A 19620-nucleotide genomic window follows, 5' to 3' on the forward strand; every position below is an offset into this window, starting at 1 on the left:
CTAGCAAGTTAGTTGATTACCTGTTGGACTGACTGATAGTTGTGCGCGTTTTGGCGTCTATCTTGATCGCAATCGACATGGAGCGGGTGAAGGGAATCGAACCCTCGTATGCAGCTTGGGAAGCTGCCGTTCTGCCATTGAACTACACCCGCTTAAAACTGTTTCAGTCAATCGCGGATTCAAGTCTGAAGTGCAACTTTGAAATTAACCGTACGGGTGGGTGAGATGTGAGAGCATCCAAGCTTCCCGACTACCAAGTCAAAGTTGCCCAGAATGATTTACACACACCTCACCCGTGACGAACGTTACCAGATTGCAATCCTCGTCAAAGCAAACTTCAATCAAAGTGAAATTGCAAAAATGATGGACCGTGATAAATCGAGCATCAGCCGTGAGTTGCGTCGTAACCGCGGTCTACGAGGCTATCGCCCTAAGCAGGCAAATGACAAAGCCCAAGAACGTAGACTTGCCTGCGCCAATAGTCCTAGAGTTGCTGACTCGACATGGGCTGTAGTGGAGGAAAAGTTGGCTGAGGCTTGGAGCCCCGAGCAAATCAGCGGCCACCTCGAAGCTAGCCACCAACCCGGTGTTAGCTATGAGAGCATTTACCAGTACATCTACGCTGACAAACGCGCGGGCGGCACCTTGCATAAAACACTGCGTTGCCAGAAGACGCGAAAAAAACGCAGCAGTGGCCGTGAACGGCGCGGCACCATCTCTCACCAGGTCTCAATAGAACTGCGACCCGACATCGTGCTTGAGCGTGCGCGCTTTGGCGACTGGGAGGCTGATCTGGTGATTGGTGCCGGGCAGAAGCAAGCACTAGTGACGATTAATGAGCGTGTCTCTCGCTATTCAATAATTTTCCACGTGCCATTCAAAACAGCGCAAGCCGTAGGGGACGCGTTAATCACTTTACTCAAACCGTTCGCTCATTGCGTGCACACTCTCACGACTGATAACGGCAAGGAATTTGCCCAGCATGAACGAATAGCTTCTGCGCTGAGTGCAGATTTCTTTTTCGCCCATCCATACGCCTCGTGGGAGCGTGGGGCGAACGAGAATATGAACGGTTTGATTCGCCAGTTTTTCCCAAAGGGGATGCGCTTTAATTGCATAACCGACGATGACATTGCTTTAGCGATGCACAGGCTCAATCATCGTCCTAGAAAATGTTTAGGGTATCGAACGCCGCATCAGGTTTTTATGGAACAGTTAGAGTCCTATCAGCATACGGTTGCACTTCAAGCTTGAATCCGCCCAAGAATTAAATTAAATTTCATAGTCGTTAACTATCGAGTAAAAAAATCAGATGAGAGTCACTATTAATTTTTTTAAAAAGTGAATCTAAAAGAGTCGTTTATTTGATTAAAAAGATTTTTATAAATTTTTACAACAAGTTACCTAATAACTAAGACTGATAAATTAAGTTAAAAATATGAAAAATATGAAAAAATGATAATTAATTTTTATTGATTTTTCAATAAAATGGGTAAATAACTGAATCATTTCAATGATGTATCCAAAAAATAGAAAAAGTAATTTTTTAAAATTACCAATCTAAAAGATTGCAAGCGTGTTCACAAAAGTTCACATTAAGTACACATGAAGTAAGATTAACTGTAAAGAGAATTATTAATTATTTTTTAATAAACCTTTTAATAGCAAATACGCATTCAATAAAGACGCATGGCAGCAGACATTCTTCATCCCGAAACCGACATCGACATAGCGAACCCAAAACTCGTCTGCGCTGATAAGGCTTGGTTTTTGGCTTGGACACGTCCTCGACTTGAGATTGTTGCTGAGCAAAACTTGCGTCAACAAGAATTCGATGTTTATTTGCCCTTGTACAAAAGCATCAAAAAAAATGAGACTGGCAATCACGCAGTGTTTGAACCAATGTTTCCGCGTTATATTTTTTTTAGGCCCAGTAGTGTTAAGCAGTCGATAGCGCTGGTTCGTTCTAGCCGTGGTGTTGGTAATGTCGTCAGTTTTGGTCATATACCTGCAACAATTTCTGCAGACACTTTGACAGCAATTCGTTTGTTCGAGCAAGTTCGAAACACCACAGACATCGAAAAACTAAACCCCATTCGCAAAGGTGCAAAAGTAAAGTTTTTTAACCCTGCGTTCGAGGGAATAGAAGGTTTGATTCAATCGATTTCAAAGCAGCGCGTTACCGTTTTGCTTGAAATCCTAGGACGGCAACAGGTTTTGACGGTTACGCCGAATCAAATTAAGTTGGCTGCCTAGCAATTTGTTTTTTAATTTGCTGGCCTGCCAGCATTGAAGTTTTGATTGTTCGAGAGCCGTTCTTGGCTCGAAATCCACTCAACTTTAACCAGTGTTTTCGTACTAAAAAGTGCAAAACACTGCGGTAGCCTGTGTGTCTGTAAACCACCTCCCTTTTTACTCAGCTAAAACTTGCAGTCATTGGCGCATAAGCGCTAAACAACTAATACTTTTATTGGGTATCAATTTCTCAAGTTTTGCGTAGTCATGTCAAGTCTCGTTTTAATTTGCCTCAACTGCATTCTGAAAAAACGTTAAACGCTTTTTAAAAACAAACCAATGTTCACGTTGAATTCCTTAAATTTTCGCTCATCAAAACTGCTGACTCTTTTTTTAACTCTCAGCACCATCTTGGGTGGATGCGCATATGCACCCGGCCAATCAATGGGTGACTACAAAAATCCAAGTTCGCCTGCAAACCCCTGGTCTATCACCACGCAGCGCGCACCCGAAGGTGCACAACTGCTTGGCTTGCAAGGCCTTCCAGAGGGGCCGATTAGCATCACACCAGCTCTGATTCGGCAGCAGCGATCAGCAAAACTGCTGGTTAATAACGCGGGTCCTGATCTCACACGTTTGTTTGGTGTGGCAAAACCCTATGAAATTGGCTTTGGTGATGTGCTCAGTATTGTTGTGTGGGGACATCCTGAACTTGCAAGTCTTGCAACTGGCGGTGGTGTTGATGGCACAGGTGTGGTTGCCGTCGCATCCGGCTACAACGTAAATACTGATGGTTTGATTCAGTTTCCATTCATCGGCAGCATTAAGTTGACGGGTCTGACCGAAATTGCCGCTCGCGATAAGTTGACCAAAAGCTTGGCAAAATTTATCAAAGATCCAGAAATTAGTCTTCGCGTGCAAGCCTTTAGAAGTAGCCGTGTTTATGTAGAGGGTGAGGTACGTACACCCGGCATGCAGGCAATTAACGATGTGCCTTTGAGCCTGCCCGAACTGCTAGGCCGCACTGGCGGTTTAACTGTTTTGGCCGATAGGTCTTCTGTTTTTGTAACCCGTGACAGCGTGACTACCCGTATTAATTTGGCTGATTTAGAACGGCAAAAAATCAGTCCGGGCAGCATCTTGCTATCGAACAAAGACTCGGTTCGCGTTGGTAGTCGCGAAGACAGCAAAGTATTTGTGCTTGGCGAAGTCTCCCGGCCATCGACTCTTTTGATGCGCGACGGCCGCATGTCTTTAGGTGAGGCACTGGGTGACGCTGGCGGCATTAGCCAAATCACCGGCGACCCGCGCCAAGTCTATGTATTGCGCAATGGCGCTGCCGGCACACCCGATATTTTTCACCTAGACGCTGGTACCACTGTTAGTTACGCTTTAGCCGGTAATTTTGAACTAATGCCACGCGACGTGGTGTTTGTCGACCCATCGGATCTGGTGCGCTTTAACCGCGTAATCAGTTTGTTGTTGCCCAGCACACAAGGCGTAAATTCAGCCATAGACATTTCAAAGAAATGAGAAAAATCTTAGTCGTGTGTGTTGGCAATATTTGCCGCAGCCCAGTGGCAGAAGCTATGTTTAAAGTCAAGCTGCCTAATATTGATGTTCAGTCCGCTGGTATGTCAGCAATGTTGGGTCACTCAGCCGACCCTATGGCCGCGCAGATTGCGCTTGCCAATGGCATAGATATAAGCGCTCATCGCGGACGTCAACTCGCCAGTTGGATGTTGCAAGACGCCGATTTAGTGCTGGTGATGGAGACAAATCATCAAAAACAGTTGTCACAGCAATACCCTTTGTCACGCGGAAAAATCCGCTGCCTAGGAGAGTTTGATGCGCCTGGTGATTTCGGTGCAGCCGGCACTGTTGATATTGCTGATCCCTATCGTCAATCAGAGCAAGCATTTTTGCTTTCCCATGAGCGTATTTCACGCGGTGTTGCTGCGTGGGTTAGCCGAATCGTTCAACTGACTTAAATTTTTGCACAGGCTTTTTAAAAGCCTTGTTTTGTCTTGAATGAAATCGCCCAAATACAAATTTGCGCATTTCATGAATATTTCTCGAATTAGATTCGTAAAAAATGTCACCTCTTAATTCTCCGAATTCACAAAACATATCAAACAGTCCCAATCTGCAAGCAGATACCCAAGACGACGATGAGATAGATCTTCTCAGTTTGTTAGATGTAGTGATTGAATCGCGTTGGTTAATTATTTCAATCGCTTTTTTGGTTTTCCTTCTGTGTGGCACTTACGCATATTTAAGCCGCCCTGTGTTTGAAGCCAACTCACTGATTCAGGTGGAAGACAGTAAATCATCGACTATCGGCGCTCTAGGCGAAGCCGCTAGCCTGTTAGACGCTAAATCGACCGCAAGTGCAGAGATGGAAATTCTTCGATCACGTTTGGTCCTAGGCCAGACGGTTGACGAGTTGCAACTTAATCTGAGCGCGACCCCGGTTTATTTACCCATTGTTGGGAGTCGGTTAGCGCGCTATGCGACCGAGCTGTCCACGCCAGGTATTTTCGGTTTTGGTGGCTATGTTTCAGGCACTGAAAGCATCAAGGTATCGCAGTTAGATGTGCCGACTTCACTTGAAGGCATAGCTCTGCGTTTGGTGGTGGTCGATAAAGGCTATCAACTGTTTGACCCTAACGGCAAACTCATCACCAGTGGCCAAGTTGGTATTGCAGTTTTATTCGACACAGCTGGCGGCCCCGGAAACATTTTTGTAAGCAGCCTCAGCGCCAAACCGGGCGCATTTTTTACTTTGGTAAAAGGTTCGCGTCTTAATGCCATCGAGGGCCTTCAGGCAGATTTGAAAATAGAAGAAAAAGGCAAGCAATCTGGTGTGATTGGTGTGACGCTTCAGGGTACAAACCCAGAGCGAATCGCGACAATTTTAAATACTGTCGGTAAAGTTTACGTCAATCAAAACATTGATAGAAAAGCCGCAGAAGCTGATAAATCACTGGTTTTTCTCGATGATTTCCTGCCCCAATTAAAACGGCAACTTGAAACTTCAGAAGGAAAATTCACAGCGTTTCGTAACCAAAACCGAACAATTAATTTAAGCGCAGAAGCCGACTTAATCCTCCAGCAAGCGGTGGCTTTGCAAACTAACTTGATGACTTTGCAGCAAAAGCGTAAAGAGTTAGAGGCCTTATTTACATCGCAGCATCCCAGCATCAAGACGATTGATGCACAGATTGCCGCTGTCTCTAATGAAATCAATACGAACAATAAAACCGTCAGGACTTTGCCAAACTTAGAGCAAGACTCGCTGCGTCTAATCCGTGATGTGAAGGTCAATAACGAGCTTTACACCGCGCTGCTAACCAACACGCAGCAACTGCGTTTGGTAAAAGAAGGCACAGTCGGAAATGTGCGGGTAGTTGATGTTTCTGCTGTGCCAGAAAATCCAGTCGCGCCTAAACGCAGTTTGATTCTCGGCACAAGCGCCGTGCTCGGTCTTCTTCTTGGAATTGGTATAGCCTTTCTTCGCAACAGTTTGCGCCCGGGTATTAAAGATGCGTCTGATATCGAAACCGCCACTGGTCTAAATGTTTTTGCAACCGTGCCGTTTTCAAACGAGCAGCAAAAACTTTATAAATTAATCAATGACCGCTTACCCGGCAACCATGTGTTGGCTGTCAGTAATCCCGAAGACCCAAGCATAGAAAGCCTACGCGGTCTGCGCACCGCATTGCAGTTTGCTATGTTAGACGCCGCAAACAATATATTGCTGGTTTCCGGCCCAACGCCAAACATTGGTAAGTCTTTTACCAGTGTTAACTTTGCCGCTGTGTTGGGTGCGGGCAATAAAAGAGTTTTGCTAATAGACGCCGACCTGCGCAAAGGCCATATCCATAATTATTTTGGGCAAGAGCGTGGTTTTGGTTTGAGCGAATTAATCACAGGAAGTCAAACGCTAGAGACAGTGATCAGAAAAAATGTTGCACCTAATGTCGATTTAATCTGCACGGGTACCTTGCCGCCAAACCCAGGCGAGTTGTTAATGTCACCGACAACAGATGTGTTACTTAAAACACTGTCTGCCCAATATGATTTAGTCATGATAGATACGCCACCGGTTTTAGCTGTTTCAGATACTCAGGTATTGGCACACTTAGTCGGCACTATTTTCTTGATAGCTCGTGCAGACGTAAGTACCTTGGGCGAGCTACAAGAATCCACCAAACGTTTAAGCCAAGCCGGCGCGCAAGTTAAAGGCGTAGTGTTTAACGGTTTTAATACCAGTCGCCAGCGCTATGGTGGTTATGGCTACAAGTACAGCCGCTATCGTTACACCCAGTACCAGTACGGCAAGTAATTTTTGCTGGATGCTCTGCCTAGTAAAAAACTACTTTTTCAGCAAAGTAGTAATCTAAAAATGTAGCTTGCACATATGTTGGCGGATTCAAGCTTGAAGTGCAACCGTATGCTGATAGGACTCTAACTGTTCCATAAAAACCTGATGCGGCGTTCGATACCCTAAACATTTTCTAGGACGATGATTGAGCCTGTGCATCGCTAAAGCAATGTCATCGTCGGTGATGCAATTAAAGCGCATCCCCTTTGGGAAAAACTGGCGAATCAAACCGTTCATATTCTCGTTCGCCCCACGCTCCCACGAGGCGTATGGATGGGCGAAAAAGAAATCTGCACTCAGCGCAGAAGCTATTCGTTCATGCTGGGCAAATTCCTTGCCGTTATCAGTCGTGAGAGTGTGCACGCAATGAGCGAACGGTTTGAGTAAAGTGATTAACGCGTCCCCTACGGCTTGCGCTGTTTTGAATGGCACGTGGAAAATTATTGAATAGCGAGAGACACGCTCATTAATCGTCACTAGTGCTTGCTTCTGCCCGGCACCAATCACCAGATCAGCCTCCCAGTCGCCAAAGCGCGCACGCTCAAGCACGATGTCGGGTCGCAGTTCTATTGAGACCTGGCGAGAGATGGTGCCGCGCCGTTCACGGCCACTGCTGCGTTTTTTTTCGCGTCTTCTGGCAACGCAGTGTTTTATGCAAGGTGCCGCCCGCGCGTTTGTCAGCGTAGATGTACTGGTAAATGCTCTCATAGCTAACACCGGGTTGGTGGCTAGCTTCGAGGTGGCCGCTGATTTGCTCGGGGCTCCAAGCCTCAGCCAACTTTTCCTCCACTACAGCCCATGTCGAGTCAGCAACTCTAGGACTATTGGCGCAGGCAAGTCTACGTTCTTGGGCTTTGTCATTTGCCTGCTTAGGGCGATAGCCTCGTAGACCGCGGTTACGACGCAACTCACGGCTGATGCTCGATTTATCACGGTCCATCATTTTTGCAATTTCACTTTGATTGAAGTTTGCTTTGACGAGGATTGCAATCTGGTAACGTTCGTCACGGGTGAGGTGTGTGTAAATCATTCTGGGCAACTTTGACTTGGTAGTCGGGAAGCTTGGATGCTCTCACATCTCACCCACCCGTACGGTTAATTTCAAAGTTGCACTTCAGACTTGAATCCGCGGTTTTATATGTCGCCACTACATTAGCAAAATTTAAGTTTAAGCAACTTATTTTTGCAGCACTGTAAACCAAAAAAATACTAGCTTTAGTATTTTTACTGTTTGCATAAATACGCCCCAAAAAAGCTAATTTAAAAAATTCTGTGTATGCAATTTACATTGATCTCTATACCATTCTCTGCATTTGTATCTGCTGGCTTTGCATTACTAGTGGCACTTTTATTAGTGGCTACACAGCGCTGGCATGGTAAACACACTATGGACGCTGACCAAGGCGTTCAAAAGTTTCATACAGAACCCACTTCCCGTGTCGGCGGCATTGCAATCGTTGCAGGTGTTGTTGCTGGTTATTTGATGGCAGACAGTGAAAGAAAGTTATTACTTGGCCCACTTATTTTTGCCGGCATACCATCTTTTGCTTTTGGTTTACTTGAAGATATTACAAAACGTGTCAGTGTAAAAACCCGTTTGTTAGCCACTATGTCCAGCGGTATTCTAGGTTGGGCTATTACTGGTTATTCGATCACAGATGTTGATGTTTGGGGTCTTAACTGGTTTCTAAGTTTTACGCTTATATCAGTAGCTTTTACTGCCTTTGCTGTCAGTGGCATCGCAAATGCTATAAATATTATTGATGGTTTTAATGGTTTGTCTTCGGGCACTGTGCTGATTATTCTTCTGGCTTTTGGTATTTTGGCTACGTCATTAGATGACACTCATTTGGCTAAAGTTTGCTTGATATTAGCCGGCGCTGTATCCGGTTTTTTAATGGTCAATTGGCCTTTTGGGAAAATATTTTTAGGCGATGGCGGCGCCTATTTCATAGGCTTCGCGTTAGCTTGGATTGCCGTTTTGTTATTACACCGTCATCCACAGGTATCTGCTTGGGCGCCAATGCTGATGTGTGGTTTCCCGGTACTTGAAGTATTTTTCAGCATCGTGAGGCGTCGCCGGCGACGTCTGAGTCCTGGAGACCCTGATTGCTTGCATTTGCACAGTCTGGTTAAACGCCGTCTAGTACGCCATATTTTTCCGCGTCGCTCTAACTTAGTTTGCAATTCAGCTACCGGCGCGATTATGTGGTTTGCTGCATTAATGCCAGTCGTCATTGCGGTTCAGTGGCCCAGTAATACCTTCATGTTGATATTTGGATTTGTATTTTGCGGATTACTTTACTCCGCTGTTTACGCACGGTTGACGCAGTTTCGGTGGTGTTTTAGTCCCATAACTTTAATGGCTAGAGCAGCGTAAGAACCTGCCTTTTTTTAACTTTTTCTTTTTCTTTTTCTTTTTCTTTTTTATTTTTCTTTTTCTTGTTCAGTTAAAAAATGCAAAATACCGTCGCAACTTTATCTGTTGCCGTCATTGGCCTGGGTTATGTGGGCCTACCGTTAGCAGTTGAGTTTGGTAAAAAACGCAATGTGCTAGGGTTCGACATAAACGTTAAACGCATTGCAGAATTACAAGCTGGACAAGATCACACTTTAGAAACTGAACCTGAAGAACTTCAAGCGGCTAAATATTTACGCTTTACAACTTCGGCAGATGATTTGCTTGCCTGCAATTGCTACATAGTCACCGTTCCCACACCGATAGATGAGCACAATCGCCCAGACCTTACGCCTCTAATCAAAGCCAGTGAAACTATAGGCAAGGTGCTTAAACCCGGCGACATAGTGATTTACGAATCTACTGTTTACCCGGGCGCTACTGAAGAAGACTGCGTACCAGTGCTAGAAAAATTCTCAGGGCTTAAGTTCAACATAGACTTTTATGCCGGCTACAGCCCCGAGCGCATCAACCCAGGCGACAAAGAGCACCGCGTCACCACCATCAAAAAAGTCACTGCTGGCTCTACGCCTGAAGTTGCCGACATAGTCGATGCGCTCTACAACGAAATCATCACCGCCGGCACACACAAAGCGGCCAGTATCAAGGTCGCCGAAGCTGCAAAAGTGATTGAAAACACTCAACGCGACTTAAACATCGCACTGGTCAATGAACTGGCCATCATTTTTAACAAGATGGGTATAGACACCGAAGCCGTACTACTTGCTGCTGGCAGTAAATGGAATTTTTTACCTTTTCGCCCGGGTTTGGTCGGCGGTCACTGTATTGGTGTTGATCCGTACTATCTGACGCACAAGGCCCAGGCAATGGGCTACCACCCAGAAATTATCTTGGCTGGCCGTCGCCTGAATGACAACATGGGCAACTACGTGGTGTCCCAACTAGTCAAGGCCATGACTAAGCGCCGCGTTCATGTGGATGGCGCGCGCATTCTTGTCATGGGCCTTTCCTTTAAGGAAAACTGCCCCGACCTGCGCAACACCCGCGTGGTTGACATCGTGACCGAACTGCAAGACTACAACTGCCAAGTCGATGTGTACGACCCTTGGGCCACACCTGAAGAAGCGCAGCACGAATACGGCATCAGCCCCGTCGCCCAGCCCGAACTCGGCACCTACGATGGCATCATCTTGGCCGTGGCGCATCAACAATTCAAAACCATGGGCGCAGCCGCCATCCGCGCCTTTGGCAAGCCCAACCATGTGCTGTACGACCTCAAGTACCTGCTGCCGGCTGCCGATAGCGACTTGCGTCTCTAACAACCCAAGAAGCAGACAAAAACTGGGCTTTGTCTAAGTCAGTCTTGCGCAATCCAATATCAATAAATAACTGAAATGACCGTCTACCAACAATTGCAAACCCGCTTACCTACCGAGCCGCGCACCTGGCTTGTCACTGGCGTAGCTGGCTTCATCGGCAGCAACTTGCTAGAAAACCTGCTCAAGCTGGGCCAGCGCGTCGTCGGCCTGGATAATTTTGCCACCGGCCACCAGCGCAACCTTGATGAAGTGCAAACCCTAGTCACCGCCGCGCAGTGGACCAACTTCAGTTTTATTCGGGGCGACATCTGCAACTTTGCCGACTGCCAACGAGCCATGGTCTGGAACCCCATTGATCTGGCCTTGCCACCTCTACCGCTGGGAGAGCTCAATGCTGAGGGCTCTTCAAATTCAAAACCAGTCGATTACGTGCTTCATCAGGCAGCCCTCGGCAGCGTCCCGCGCAGCCTGGCCGACCCGAGAGCCACCAACGCCACCAACGTCACCGGCTTTCTGAACATGTTGACGGCTGCCCGCGACGCCAAGGTAAAAAGCTTTACCTACGCCGCCAGCAGCTCTACCTACGGTGACCACCCCGCCTTGCCCAAGCTTGAAGACAATATTGGCAAACCCCTCAGTCCCTACGCCGTCACCAAATACGTCAACGAGCTGTATGCCGAAGTGTTTGCCCGCAGCTACGGCTTTAATGCCGTGGGCCTGCGCTACTTCAATGTGTTCGGTCCCCGCCAAGACCCTAACGGTGCTTATGCCGCCGTCATTCCCAAATGGACAGCCGCATTGTTGCAAGGCGATGCCGTGTACATCAACGGCGACGGCGAAACCAGCCGAGATTTTTGCTTCGTAGCCAACGCCGTGCAAGCCAACCTGCTGGCCGCCACTGCTCAAAACCTTGAAGCCGTGAACCAGGTCTACAACGTAGCGGTAGGCGACCGCACCACCCTGAACATGCTGTTTGCCCTGCTGCGCGACAACCTCGCCGACCACGGCGTCAACGCCAGCACCCAGCCCGTGTACCGCGACTTCCGCGAAGGGGACGTGCGCCACAGCCAAGCCGATATCGGCAAAGCCCAGCGGCTGTTGGGCTACGCGCCCACGCACCGTTTGGTCGAGGGTGTGGCCAAAGCCATGCCTTGGTATGTCGCTCAAAAATAATGATCTGAAAACGCTGTCTTAGATTCGACATGCGCACAGAGCCATTAAAAAAGCAGTATTTGAAAACTATTCAAAACCATCAGCCGATGATTGTTTTAAAAACACAATGACTATTCTCGTCACCGGTGCAGCCGGCTTTATAGGCGCCAACTTTGTTCTTGATTGGCTGGCCCAGTCTGACGAGACTGTCGTCAACTTAGATAAGCTAACTTATGCCGGCAACCAAGAATCGCTGGCGTCACTGAACGGTGATGCGCGGCATATCTTTGTGCAAGGCGATATCGGCGACAGCGCGCTGCTTGCCAGCCTGCTGGCACAGCACCAGCCCAGAGCCGTCATCAACTTCGCCGCTGAAAGCCATGTGGACCGCTCCATCCACAGCCCTGAAGACTTCATCCAGACCAACATCGTCGGCACCTTTAGGTTGCTTGAAGCGGTGCGTGCTTACTGGGGCGCATTAGATGCAGAGGCTAAAACAGCATTTAGGTTTTTGCACGTTTCAACCGACGAAGTCTATGGCTCGCTTGCCAAGAACGAACCTGCATTTACTGAAGAGCATCGCTACGAGCCCAACAGCCCGTACTCGGCCAGCAAGGCCGCCAGCGACCACTTGGTGCGCGCCTACCACCATACCTACGGCTTACCGGTACTCACCACCAACTGCAGCAATAACTACGGCCCGTACCATTTCCCCGAAAAGCTTATCCCACTAATGATTGTGAATGCGCAAGCGGGCAAGCCTTTGCCGGTGTATGGCGACGGCCAACAGATTCGTGACTGGCTTTACGTTAAAGACCATTGCAGCGCGATTCGCCGCGTGCTCGAAGCCGGCAATGTGGGTGAGGTTTACAACGTAGGCGGCTGGAATGAAATGCCCAACCTAGACATCGTGCACAAAGTGTGCAGTCTGCTCGATGAGCTCAAACCCCGCTTAGACGGCAAGCCTTACAAAGAACAAATCAGTTACGTGACCGACCGGCCCGGCCACGACAGGCGCTACGCGATTGACGCACGAAAGATTGAGCAGCAGCTAGGCTGGAAACCAGCCGAGACTTTTGAGTCTGGCATTCGCAAAACCGTTCAGTGGTATTTAGACAATCCCGATTGGGTTGCCAACGTGCAAAGCGGCAGTTACCGCGAATGGGTGGCCAAGCAATACAGCGCTGGTATACCTGCATGAAAATTCTTCTTTTTGGCCGTGGTGGCCAAGTCGGCTGGGAACTGCAGCGCTCTTTAAGCGTGCTGGGCGAAGTGGTGGCGCTGGACTTTCACGCCAGTGCCAACCCAGATGGCCTATGCGGCGACTTCAGCGACTTGCCGGGCTTGGCCAAAACCGTACGCTTAGTAAAACCAGACGTGATTGTGAATGCCGCCGCCCACACCGCGGTAGACAAGGCAGAGTCCGAACCGGCCTTTGCGCGCACCCTCAATGCACTCGCCCCCGGCGTGCTGGCAGTCGAGGCGCAGGCGTTGGGCGCTTGGTTGGTGCACTACTCGACAGAGTATGTGTTTGACGGCAGTGGCGACGCGCCTTGGCGCGAGACCGATGCCACCGGCCCTTTAAGCGTTTATGGCCAAACTAAGCTTGAAGGCGAACAGCTGTTAGCCGCCTGCGCCAAGCACCTGATCTTTAGAACCAGTTGAGTTTACGCTGCACGTGGCGGCAACTTTGCCAAGACCATGTTGCGCCTTGGCCAAGAAAAAGAACGCCTCACTGTTATCAACGACCAGTTTGGCTCGCCCACCGGTGCTGACCTGCTGGCAGACGTCACCGCCCACGCCATCCGTCATGTGCTGCAATACCCACAAGCAGCAGGCCTGTATCACTTAGTCGCCAGCGGTGAGACCACCTGGCATGCGTATGCAAAACACGTTTTTGCGCAGGCTAAGCAGGCGCAGACAGCCATCAAACTAATAGTTAAAGATGTGTCCTCCGTGCCTACCAGTGCCTTCGCCACAGCCGCCAAGCGGCCGCATAATTCGAGTCTGAATACAGACAAATTGCAAGCCACCTTTGGCGTGACACTGCCCGCATGGCAGCAAGGCGTTAACCGCATGCTGGCCGAAATTCTTTGAGCTGATTTAGCAAAAAATATGAGTATCACTTCGACCCCACGCAAAGGCATTATTCTTGCCGGCGGCTCTGGCACACGGCTTTATCCGGTGACGCAAGCCGTCTCAAAACAGCTCATGCCGGTCTACGACAAGCCCATGATTTACTACCCTTTGAGCACGTTAATGCTGTCTGGGATTCGTGAGGTACTGGTGATTTCCACCCCGCAAGACACACCGCGCTTTGCCGAGCTGCTGGGTGATGGCAGCCAGTGGGGCATGTCAATTAGCTACGCGGTGCAGCACAGTCCGGATGGTTTGGCCCAGGCCTTCATCATCGGGCGCGAGTTTGTTGCGAATCAGCCCAGCGCATTAGTGCTTGGCGACAATATTTTTTATGGCCATGACCTGGTCAAGCAATTGAGTGCTGCCAGTGCGCGCGCAGCAGGCGCCAGCGTGTTTGCTTACCATGTGCACGACCCCGAGCGTTATGGCGTGGTTGAATTTGATGCGCAGCGCTGCGCCGTGAGTATCGAAGAAAAACCCCTCTTACCAAAATCAAACTATGCCGTGACCGGCCTGTATTTTTACGATAGCCAAGTCTGCGACATCGCCGCCAGCATCAAACCCTCAAACCGAGGCGAGCTTGAAATCACCGATGTGAACCGGGTTTACCTAGAACAAGGCGAGCTCAATGTAGAAATCATGGGCCGCGGCTACGCTTGGCTAGATACCGGCACGCACGACAGCCTTTTAGAAGCGGCCAGTTTCATTGCTACGCTGCAAAAACGTCAGGGTTTGCAAGTTGCTTGCCCCGAAGAAATTGCCTTTGGTCAAAAGTGGATAGACGCCGCCCAAATCCAAAAACTTGCCGCTCCTCTGGCTAAAAACGGCTATGGCCAATACCTGCTGCGCTTGCTTAAAGAGGGTGCCCAGTCATGAAGGTAACCCCCACAGCCATCCCAGAAGTACTAGTCATCGAACCCAAAGTGTTTGGTGATAACCGTGGTTTTTTCTTTGAAAGTTTTAATCAAAAAGCATTTAACGAAGCTTGCGGCCTCGACGTCAATTTTGTGCAAGACAATCACAGCCGCAGCGCTAAGGGCGTGCTGCGCGGTCTGCATTACCAAGTCCAGCAGCCGCAAGGCAAACTGGTGCGCGTGGTGCGCGGTGCGGTGTTTGATGTGGCGGTGGACATCCGTAAAGGGTCGCCCACATTCGGCCAGTGGGTCGGTATTGAGTTGAGCGAAGAAAACCACAAACAGCTTTGGATACCCGCAGGCTTTGCGCATGGTTTTATGGTGACCAGCGATTCCGCAGAATTTTTGTACAAGACCACCGACTACTACGCGCCCGAGCATGAGCGCTGCATTGCTTGGAATGATCCGGCCATTTGCATCAAATGGCCATTGAATGATGAAAAGCCCAGCCTGTCTGCCAAAGATCAGCAGGGGTTGGCGCTGTGTGAGGCTGTGGCGTTTTGAAGGCCATACTCGCTATGCAGGGCACAAAAATAATGACAAAAATAGGCTTTAGCTCATACGTTGTGGGTGCAATCAGCTATGAAAAAAATAGTTCGTCCAAACTTTCCCATTCATACAAACAACCTTGACCATGGCGCTATCAAATTACCGCTCCGACACAGACGGATTACATGCCTTGGCCGTTTGGTACGCCACATCAAGAACAATTCGATTTGATTTTATTCAAACGTTCGACTCTACGAATTCGTCAGCAAAATTGAAAAAATTAAGTCTGTACCGAGTATGAGCGTAGGACGTCACACGCTCTACAACCTTGGGGCGGCAGTATTTCCTATGGTGATTGCGATTGTGACCGTACCACTTTATCTGGGCTACATCGGTGCAGAACGTTATGGCGTGCTTGCAGTGATCTGGGCTTTGTTGGGTTACTTTGGCTTCTTTGATCTTGGATTTGGACGCGCAGTCACGCAGCGCATGGCTCGAATTTCCGATAGCGATGATTCTGAACGCAGCAAGCTTTTATGGACTGCGTTGCTGACTACATTTGCGCTGGGTATGCTTGCGAGTGTTCTGTTATGGCTTTTTGCCGAGTACATCCTGCTGAACAAGATAGACATGTCGGTTCATAGCCGAGCCGAGGTCACTGCCGCAGTCGCCTGGATGTTGCTGGCGCTGCCCGTCTTACTACCCACAACGGTTTTGCAAGGCGCTCTTCAAGCCCGTCTGCGATTTGGTGAGGTAAATGTCATACAACTGGCCTGCGGCATCATCAGTCAGCTACTGCCTCTCGCCGTGGCTGCTTCCGGATATGTTGAGCTAAGGATGCTGGTTCCTGCTGCACTTGCATCACGGATCCTCCTGGCGGCATTGCTATTTCAACAGAGCCGGCAACATGTTCCATTGATTGGCCAACCGGAAATTGACAGCGTCCATCTCAAAGCTATGCTGACTTACGGCGGTTGGGTATCAGTGATGACATTCCTGGGGCCGATGCTGGTAACTATCGACCGACTCCTCATTGCTACCTTGGGTGGCGCCAAAGCGGTAGCTTCCTATACGGTGCCGTTTGACTTGGTTTCACGCACAATGGTCATTTCGGGTAGCTTGTCCAGTGCGCTTTTCCCCCGCCTTGCATCGGCGAGTCCCGAACAGGCATTGCATCTTGCTGAGCGAGCCACTGCGGTTTTGATTGCCGTGATCACACCCGTTGTTATTGTCGGAACATTTTTGGCAGCCCCTTTTTTGAATGTCTGGATTGGCGAGACATTTGCAAATGCCAGCGCTGGAGTTGCGGAACTAATTCTGCTGGGTGTATGGACCAATGCACTGGTAATTCCTTATCACGCAAGACTGATGGCGATAGGCAAGCCGAGAACAGTCGTCATAATTTATTTGGTTCAAATACCTATCTACCTCATGATGTTATGGGTTGGTATCCGATTTTGGGGCGTTGTTGGCGCAGCAGGCGCTTGGTCCCTGCGTGTCTTGTTGGACACCTGCATGTTGCTGTATGTGAATGGCTCGTTAGCGAAAACACTACGCCTCGCTGCGCCATCTTCAGCATTGGTAGCACTGTCTGCCGCTGTTGTAATGCTCTTTAACTTGCAACCTATGTTTCATTGGAGTGCTGGGGCGTTTCTGGTTACTTTGTCATTGTTTATGAATCGCGATCAGTTGATTAATGTCTTCAACACATTTAAGCAGAGAGCTGGTGCGCCAACATGATGATTAAGTTCTTCCGGCGAATGGTCGGCAAAGTTTGGCGGTGTATTCGCCCACCGCTTAGAAGCACACTTGTTGAACGCTACCCGCAGTACCAGATTGGCCGTGGGTCATATGGCGACCTTTCCGTACATTCATGGGGTGAAGATGCCACGTTAACTATTGGCAATTACACGTCCATAGCGGCGGGGGTAAAGGTTTTTTTGGGCGGGGAACATCGATACGACTGGGTAACCACTTTTCCGTTCAGTGTTCTATGGGAATCAGCTCGTCAGCATGAAGGGCATCCAAAAACCAAAGGCAATGTACATATCGGTAACGATGTATGGATTGGCACTGAAGCGTTAATTTCCTCGGGTGTCACCATTGGTGATGGCGCGGTGGTCGGCGCCCGCGCTATGGTGACGCGCGATGTAGCACCCTACGCGGTTGTTGCCGGCAACCCTGCAAGAGTTGTGAAGTTCCGTTTTGATGCGCAGGTTGTCTCAAGACTGATCGAGCTGAAATGGTGGGATTGGCACGAACGTGAAATTGAAAAAGCTATGCCGGAATTGCTCAACAATCAAATTCAACTTTTCATTGAGAAAGCCGAACGCGGCGACTACTTATGAATCTTCTATTTTGTGGGAAAAGTTATTCTGCTCTTTCAGAAAGCGCGAGTTAAAGCATGTCAAAATTTATTGTCGATAAAACATCAAAATCTACGCCTCCTTGGCACTCACCATGGCCTGCTAATGAGTTGGAGCGCGTACCGGTCTGCCCTGTCTGCGGGAGCATCGCACGTGAAGTGCTTCACCAAGGCTTGATCGACAATGTCTTCTACTGCGCGCCTGGCAAGTGGACATCATGGCGCTGTTCGGATTGCCAGTGTTCTTATTTAGACCCACGTCCATCGCAAGCGTCAATCCATTTGGCGTACGGCACGTATTACACCCATCAAAAAGTACCACCGTCTAAGGCCCCCTATGCGACGCTTGCTTCGCTGCGTAAGTTTCGCCGCAGCTTGGTCAATGGCTACACAAACTGGCGTTTCTCGACCCGTGAAGTACCAGCTAACCGTCTCGGAGTGCTTGCGTTTCTTGCCGCATGGCCTTTAAAGCAACGGATAGATCGGGAGTATCGCCATCTTCCACGCTTACCAAATGATGGGACGCTACTGGATGTGGGGTGTGGCAACGGCGGATTTATGCAAATTGCCAACGCTTGCGGATGGGATGTTGTCGGCGTAGACCCCGATCCAAAAGCCGTGATCAATGGCCGTTGCTTGGGTTTGATTGTTTTAGAGGGGGGTATCGAATCGTTCGAGGGCCAAGAATCCATGTTTGACGTGATCACGCTTAATCACGTTATTGAGCATGTTCATGATCCTGTTTCTGTATTGAAAGCTTGTTATCGTCTGCTCAAACCAGCAGGTCGACTTTGGCTCGAGACACCCAATATTGACAGCATGGGCCACAGTCGTTATTTGAAAAATTGGCGGGGAATTGAATCGCCGCGCCATCTTGTATTGTTTAATCGTCAGTCGCTAAACAGGGCACTTAATAATTCAGGATTCTCTTCCTTGCATTTGAAGCCGGGTTCCAATCCTTTGGTTTCCATGACTCAGGTAAGCGAGGCCATTGAGCAAGGGTTACCAATTGATCATGATATTCAAATTACCACGAGAATAAAGTTACAGCTGATTAAGCAAAGATTGCTACAGACCTTTTCCCCATCGTGTAAAGAGTTTCTAACAATAGTTGCTATTAAAGAATAACTTGAACTGAGTCCGTTAATTTATGAATATTAATATCTCTGTGGCAATGGCTACATTTAATGGCGAAAAATATCTCCGCGAGCAACTTGATAGTATTTTGAATCAGACCTTTTTACCCTACGAAATGGTAATTTGTGATGATGGTTCGACGGATGGGACTATTGATATAGTCAAAGAATTTTCGAGGTCAGCACCTTTTCCAGTTTTTTTATATTTGAATGAAAATAATCTGGGATACGCGGATAATTTTCTAAAGTGTGCAGCATTATGTAAAGGTGACTGGATTGCATTTTCTGATCAGGACGATATATGGTTGTCCAACAAGTTCCAGAAAATATGTTGTGTTATTGAGAGCCATCCCGATGACGAACTTGTTTTAATTGGCCACACGTCAAAAATGGCTGATGGCAATCTAGAGTTAACTAAACAGAAAATACCTAACTTCAAAAAAGATGCGTATATCAAACGAGGTAGTAATTTTGGTTTTTACTGCATTGTCGGATTTTCGATGGTTTTTAGGTCTAATTTAATAACTAATATTGACACTGACCTACGACCCCGGCTCACTTCAAATTCTCGCAAACCACCAGGCCATGATCAGTGGATAGGTATGCTTGCCAATGCTGTCGGAGACATTGCTTATATTAGTGAGCCACTTGCCATCTGGAGAAGACACGATCTTTCACTTACTAATCCGCCCCCAGCGCATCAGACTTTTGCGGACGCGGCAAAAATATCAGTATCGGCTCTAAATCCAGATCCATATATATTGCTTGCTGACATGGCAAAAGAGAGTGCAGAATCTTTTGCAAAAATCAGTTTGAAATCGACAAGCCACAAAATACAAAAAAGAGCTTTCGCCGCATCGACAAATTTCGCAAAACTATCTCGTAATTTTCGATTGCGTGCCGAGCTCTACAAAATTTCTAAGAAAAATAAAAAAATTAAAATCCTCGCGCAAATGCTGCAATTAAATGCATATGGCGGACAGAAATTTTATGCTTTGGGCTGGAAGTCTTTTGCAAAAGACGTATTGGTCGTGTTTGGAATCATTAGTCGATAGACGAGATTGA

At 48.3% G+C, this 19620-nt stretch carries 15 protein-coding genes, 1 tRNA gene and 2 pseudogenes; 16 read left to right on the forward strand and 2 right to left on the reverse strand.

The genetic code is table 11. The annotated features are described in order from the left end of the window. Window positions 1-78: 78 nt before the first annotated feature. Window positions 79-152, reverse strand: a tRNA-Gly gene (locus HC248_RS05175). A 121-nt stretch (window positions 153-273) separates the two neighbouring features. On the opposite strand from HC248_RS05175, the gene HC248_RS05180 reads away from it, so the two are divergent. From HC248_RS05180 to HC248_RS05200, 5 genes are all read left to right on the forward strand, one after another. Next, complete coding sequence (locus tag HC248_RS05180) at window positions 274-1254, forward strand: IS30 family transposase (protein ID WP_168920864.1); 981 nt, start codon at window positions 274-276, stop codon at window positions 1252-1254. A gap of 435 nt (window positions 1255-1689) precedes the next feature. Further along, a complete protein-coding gene (gene nusG, locus HC248_RS05185) occupies window positions 1690-2256 on the forward strand; it encodes a transcription termination/antitermination protein NusG (RefSeq protein ID WP_168921576.1) in 567 nt (188 codons plus the stop codon). A 423-nt stretch (window positions 2257-2679) separates the two neighbouring features. Further along, window positions 2680-3768 (forward strand): polysaccharide biosynthesis/export family protein, encoded by a 1089-nt coding sequence (locus HC248_RS05190; protein ID WP_238342726.1) that lies wholly within the window; start codon window positions 2680-2682, stop codon window positions 3766-3768. Beyond that, a complete protein-coding gene (locus HC248_RS05195; protein WP_168921578.1) occupies window positions 3765-4226 on the forward strand; it encodes a low molecular weight protein-tyrosine-phosphatase in 462 nt (153 codons plus the stop codon). The genes HC248_RS05190 and HC248_RS05195 overlap by 4 nt, the downstream gene beginning before the upstream one ends. Window positions 4227-4330: 104 nt before the next feature. Then, a complete protein-coding gene (locus tag HC248_RS05200; RefSeq protein ID WP_168921579.1) occupies window positions 4331-6583 on the forward strand; it encodes a polysaccharide biosynthesis tyrosine autokinase in 2253 nt (750 codons plus the stop codon). 87 nt (window positions 6584-6670) lie between these two features. Here the strand turns inward: HC248_RS05200 and HC248_RS05205 are convergent. Next, window positions 6671-7652, reverse strand: a pseudogene (locus HC248_RS05205) (IS30 family transposase). 246 nt (window positions 7653-7898) lie between these two features. Between HC248_RS05205 and HC248_RS05210 the strand changes: the two are divergent. From HC248_RS05210 to HC248_RS05260, 11 genes and pseudogenes are all read left to right on the forward strand, one after another. Beyond that, complete coding sequence (locus HC248_RS05210) at window positions 7899-9002, forward strand: MraY family glycosyltransferase (RefSeq protein WP_168921580.1); 1104 nt, start codon at window positions 7899-7901, stop codon at window positions 9000-9002. A 77-nt stretch (window positions 9003-9079) separates the two neighbouring features. Then, the gene (gene tviB, locus HC248_RS05215; protein ID WP_168921581.1) at window positions 9080-10360 is read left to right on the forward strand and encodes a Vi polysaccharide biosynthesis UDP-N-acetylglucosamine C-6 dehydrogenase TviB; all 1281 of its coding nucleotides are present in this window, start codon (window positions 9080-9082) and stop codon (window positions 10358-10360) included. A gap of 75 nt (window positions 10361-10435) precedes the next feature. After that, a complete protein-coding gene (locus tag HC248_RS05220) occupies window positions 10436-11533 on the forward strand; it encodes an NAD-dependent epimerase/dehydratase family protein (protein ID WP_168921582.1) in 1098 nt (365 codons plus the stop codon). Window positions 11534-11639: 106 nt separating this feature from the next. After that, the gene (rfbB, locus tag HC248_RS05225) at window positions 11640-12713 is read left to right on the forward strand and encodes a dTDP-glucose 4,6-dehydratase (RefSeq protein WP_168921583.1); all 1074 of its coding nucleotides are present in this window, start codon (window positions 11640-11642) and stop codon (window positions 12711-12713) included. Then, window positions 12710-13609, forward strand: a pseudogene (rfbD, locus tag HC248_RS05230) (dTDP-4-dehydrorhamnose reductase). Before rfbB ends, rfbD begins: the two are co-directional and overlap by 4 nt. A gap of 18 nt (window positions 13610-13627) precedes the next feature. Further along, complete coding sequence (gene rfbA, locus HC248_RS05235) at window positions 13628-14527, forward strand: glucose-1-phosphate thymidylyltransferase RfbA (protein WP_168921584.1); 900 nt, start codon at window positions 13628-13630, stop codon at window positions 14525-14527. Continuing rightward, the gene (rfbC, locus tag HC248_RS05240) at window positions 14524-15069 is read left to right on the forward strand and encodes a dTDP-4-dehydrorhamnose 3,5-epimerase (protein WP_168921585.1); all 546 of its coding nucleotides are present in this window, start codon (window positions 14524-14526) and stop codon (window positions 15067-15069) included. Before rfbA ends, rfbC begins: the two co-directional genes overlap by 4 nt. Before the next feature lie 282 nt (window positions 15070-15351). Further along, a complete protein-coding gene (locus HC248_RS05245; protein WP_272953639.1) occupies window positions 15352-16794 on the forward strand; it encodes a flippase in 1443 nt (480 codons plus the stop codon). After that, window positions 16791-17402, forward strand: coding sequence for a CatB-related O-acetyltransferase (locus tag HC248_RS17790; protein WP_168921587.1), 612 nt, complete (start codon window positions 16791-16793; stop codon window positions 17400-17402). The genes HC248_RS05245 and HC248_RS17790 overlap by 4 nt, the downstream gene beginning before the upstream one ends. A 56-nt stretch (window positions 17403-17458) precedes the next feature. Further along, window positions 17459-18547 (forward strand): class I SAM-dependent methyltransferase, encoded by a 1089-nt coding sequence (locus HC248_RS05255; protein ID WP_168921588.1) that lies wholly within the window; start codon window positions 17459-17461, stop codon window positions 18545-18547. A gap of 22 nt (window positions 18548-18569) precedes the next feature. Beyond that, the gene (locus HC248_RS05260; RefSeq protein WP_168921589.1) at window positions 18570-19610 is read left to right on the forward strand and encodes a glycosyltransferase; all 1041 of its coding nucleotides are present in this window, start codon (window positions 18570-18572) and stop codon (window positions 19608-19610) included. Window positions 19611-19620: the final 10 nt, after the last annotated feature.

It is taken from the genome of Polaromonas vacuolata, from assembly GCF_012584515.1.
Classification (GTDB): domain Bacteria; phylum Pseudomonadota; class Gammaproteobacteria; order Burkholderiales; family Burkholderiaceae_C; genus Polaromonas; species Polaromonas vacuolata.

What these genes read in the sequence shown, in the direction of transcription:
- HC248_RS05180 (WP_168920864.1), top strand. Translation starts at nt 274, where the DNA reads ATGATTTACACACACCTCACCCGTGACGAACGTTACCAGATTGCAATC.
- nusG (WP_168921576.1), top strand. Translation starts at nt 1,690, where the DNA reads ATGGCAGCAGACATTCTTCATCCCGAAACCGACATCGACATAGCGAAC.
- HC248_RS05190 (WP_238342726.1), top strand. Translation starts at nt 2,680, where the DNA reads ATGGGTGACTACAAAAATCCAAGTTCGCCTGCAAACCCCTGGTCTATC.
- HC248_RS05195 (WP_168921578.1), top strand. Translation starts at nt 3,765, where the DNA reads ATGAGAAAAATCTTAGTCGTGTGTGTTGGCAATATTTGCCGCAGCCCA.
- HC248_RS05200 (WP_168921579.1), top strand. Translation starts at nt 4,331, where the DNA reads ATGTCACCTCTTAATTCTCCGAATTCACAAAACATATCAAACAGTCCC.
- HC248_RS05210 (WP_168921580.1), top strand. Translation starts at nt 7,899, where the DNA reads ATGCAATTTACATTGATCTCTATACCATTCTCTGCATTTGTATCTGCT.
- tviB (WP_168921581.1), top strand. Translation starts at nt 9,080, where the DNA reads ATGCAAAATACCGTCGCAACTTTATCTGTTGCCGTCATTGGCCTGGGT.
- HC248_RS05220 (WP_168921582.1), top strand. Translation starts at nt 10,436, where the DNA reads ATGACCGTCTACCAACAATTGCAAACCCGCTTACCTACCGAGCCGCGC.
- rfbB (WP_168921583.1), top strand. Translation starts at nt 11,640, where the DNA reads ATGACTATTCTCGTCACCGGTGCAGCCGGCTTTATAGGCGCCAACTTT.
- rfbA (WP_168921584.1), top strand. Translation starts at nt 13,628, where the DNA reads ATGAGTATCACTTCGACCCCACGCAAAGGCATTATTCTTGCCGGCGGC.
- rfbC (WP_168921585.1), top strand. Translation starts at nt 14,524, where the DNA reads ATGAAGGTAACCCCCACAGCCATCCCAGAAGTACTAGTCATCGAACCC.
- HC248_RS05245 (WP_272953639.1), top strand. Translation starts at nt 15,352, where the DNA reads ATGAGCGTAGGACGTCACACGCTCTACAACCTTGGGGCGGCAGTATTT.
- HC248_RS17790 (WP_168921587.1), top strand. Translation starts at nt 16,791, where the DNA reads ATGATGATTAAGTTCTTCCGGCGAATGGTCGGCAAAGTTTGGCGGTGT.
- HC248_RS05255 (WP_168921588.1), top strand. Translation starts at nt 17,459, where the DNA reads ATGTCAAAATTTATTGTCGATAAAACATCAAAATCTACGCCTCCTTGG.
- HC248_RS05260 (WP_168921589.1), top strand. Translation starts at nt 18,570, where the DNA reads ATGAATATTAATATCTCTGTGGCAATGGCTACATTTAATGGCGAAAAA.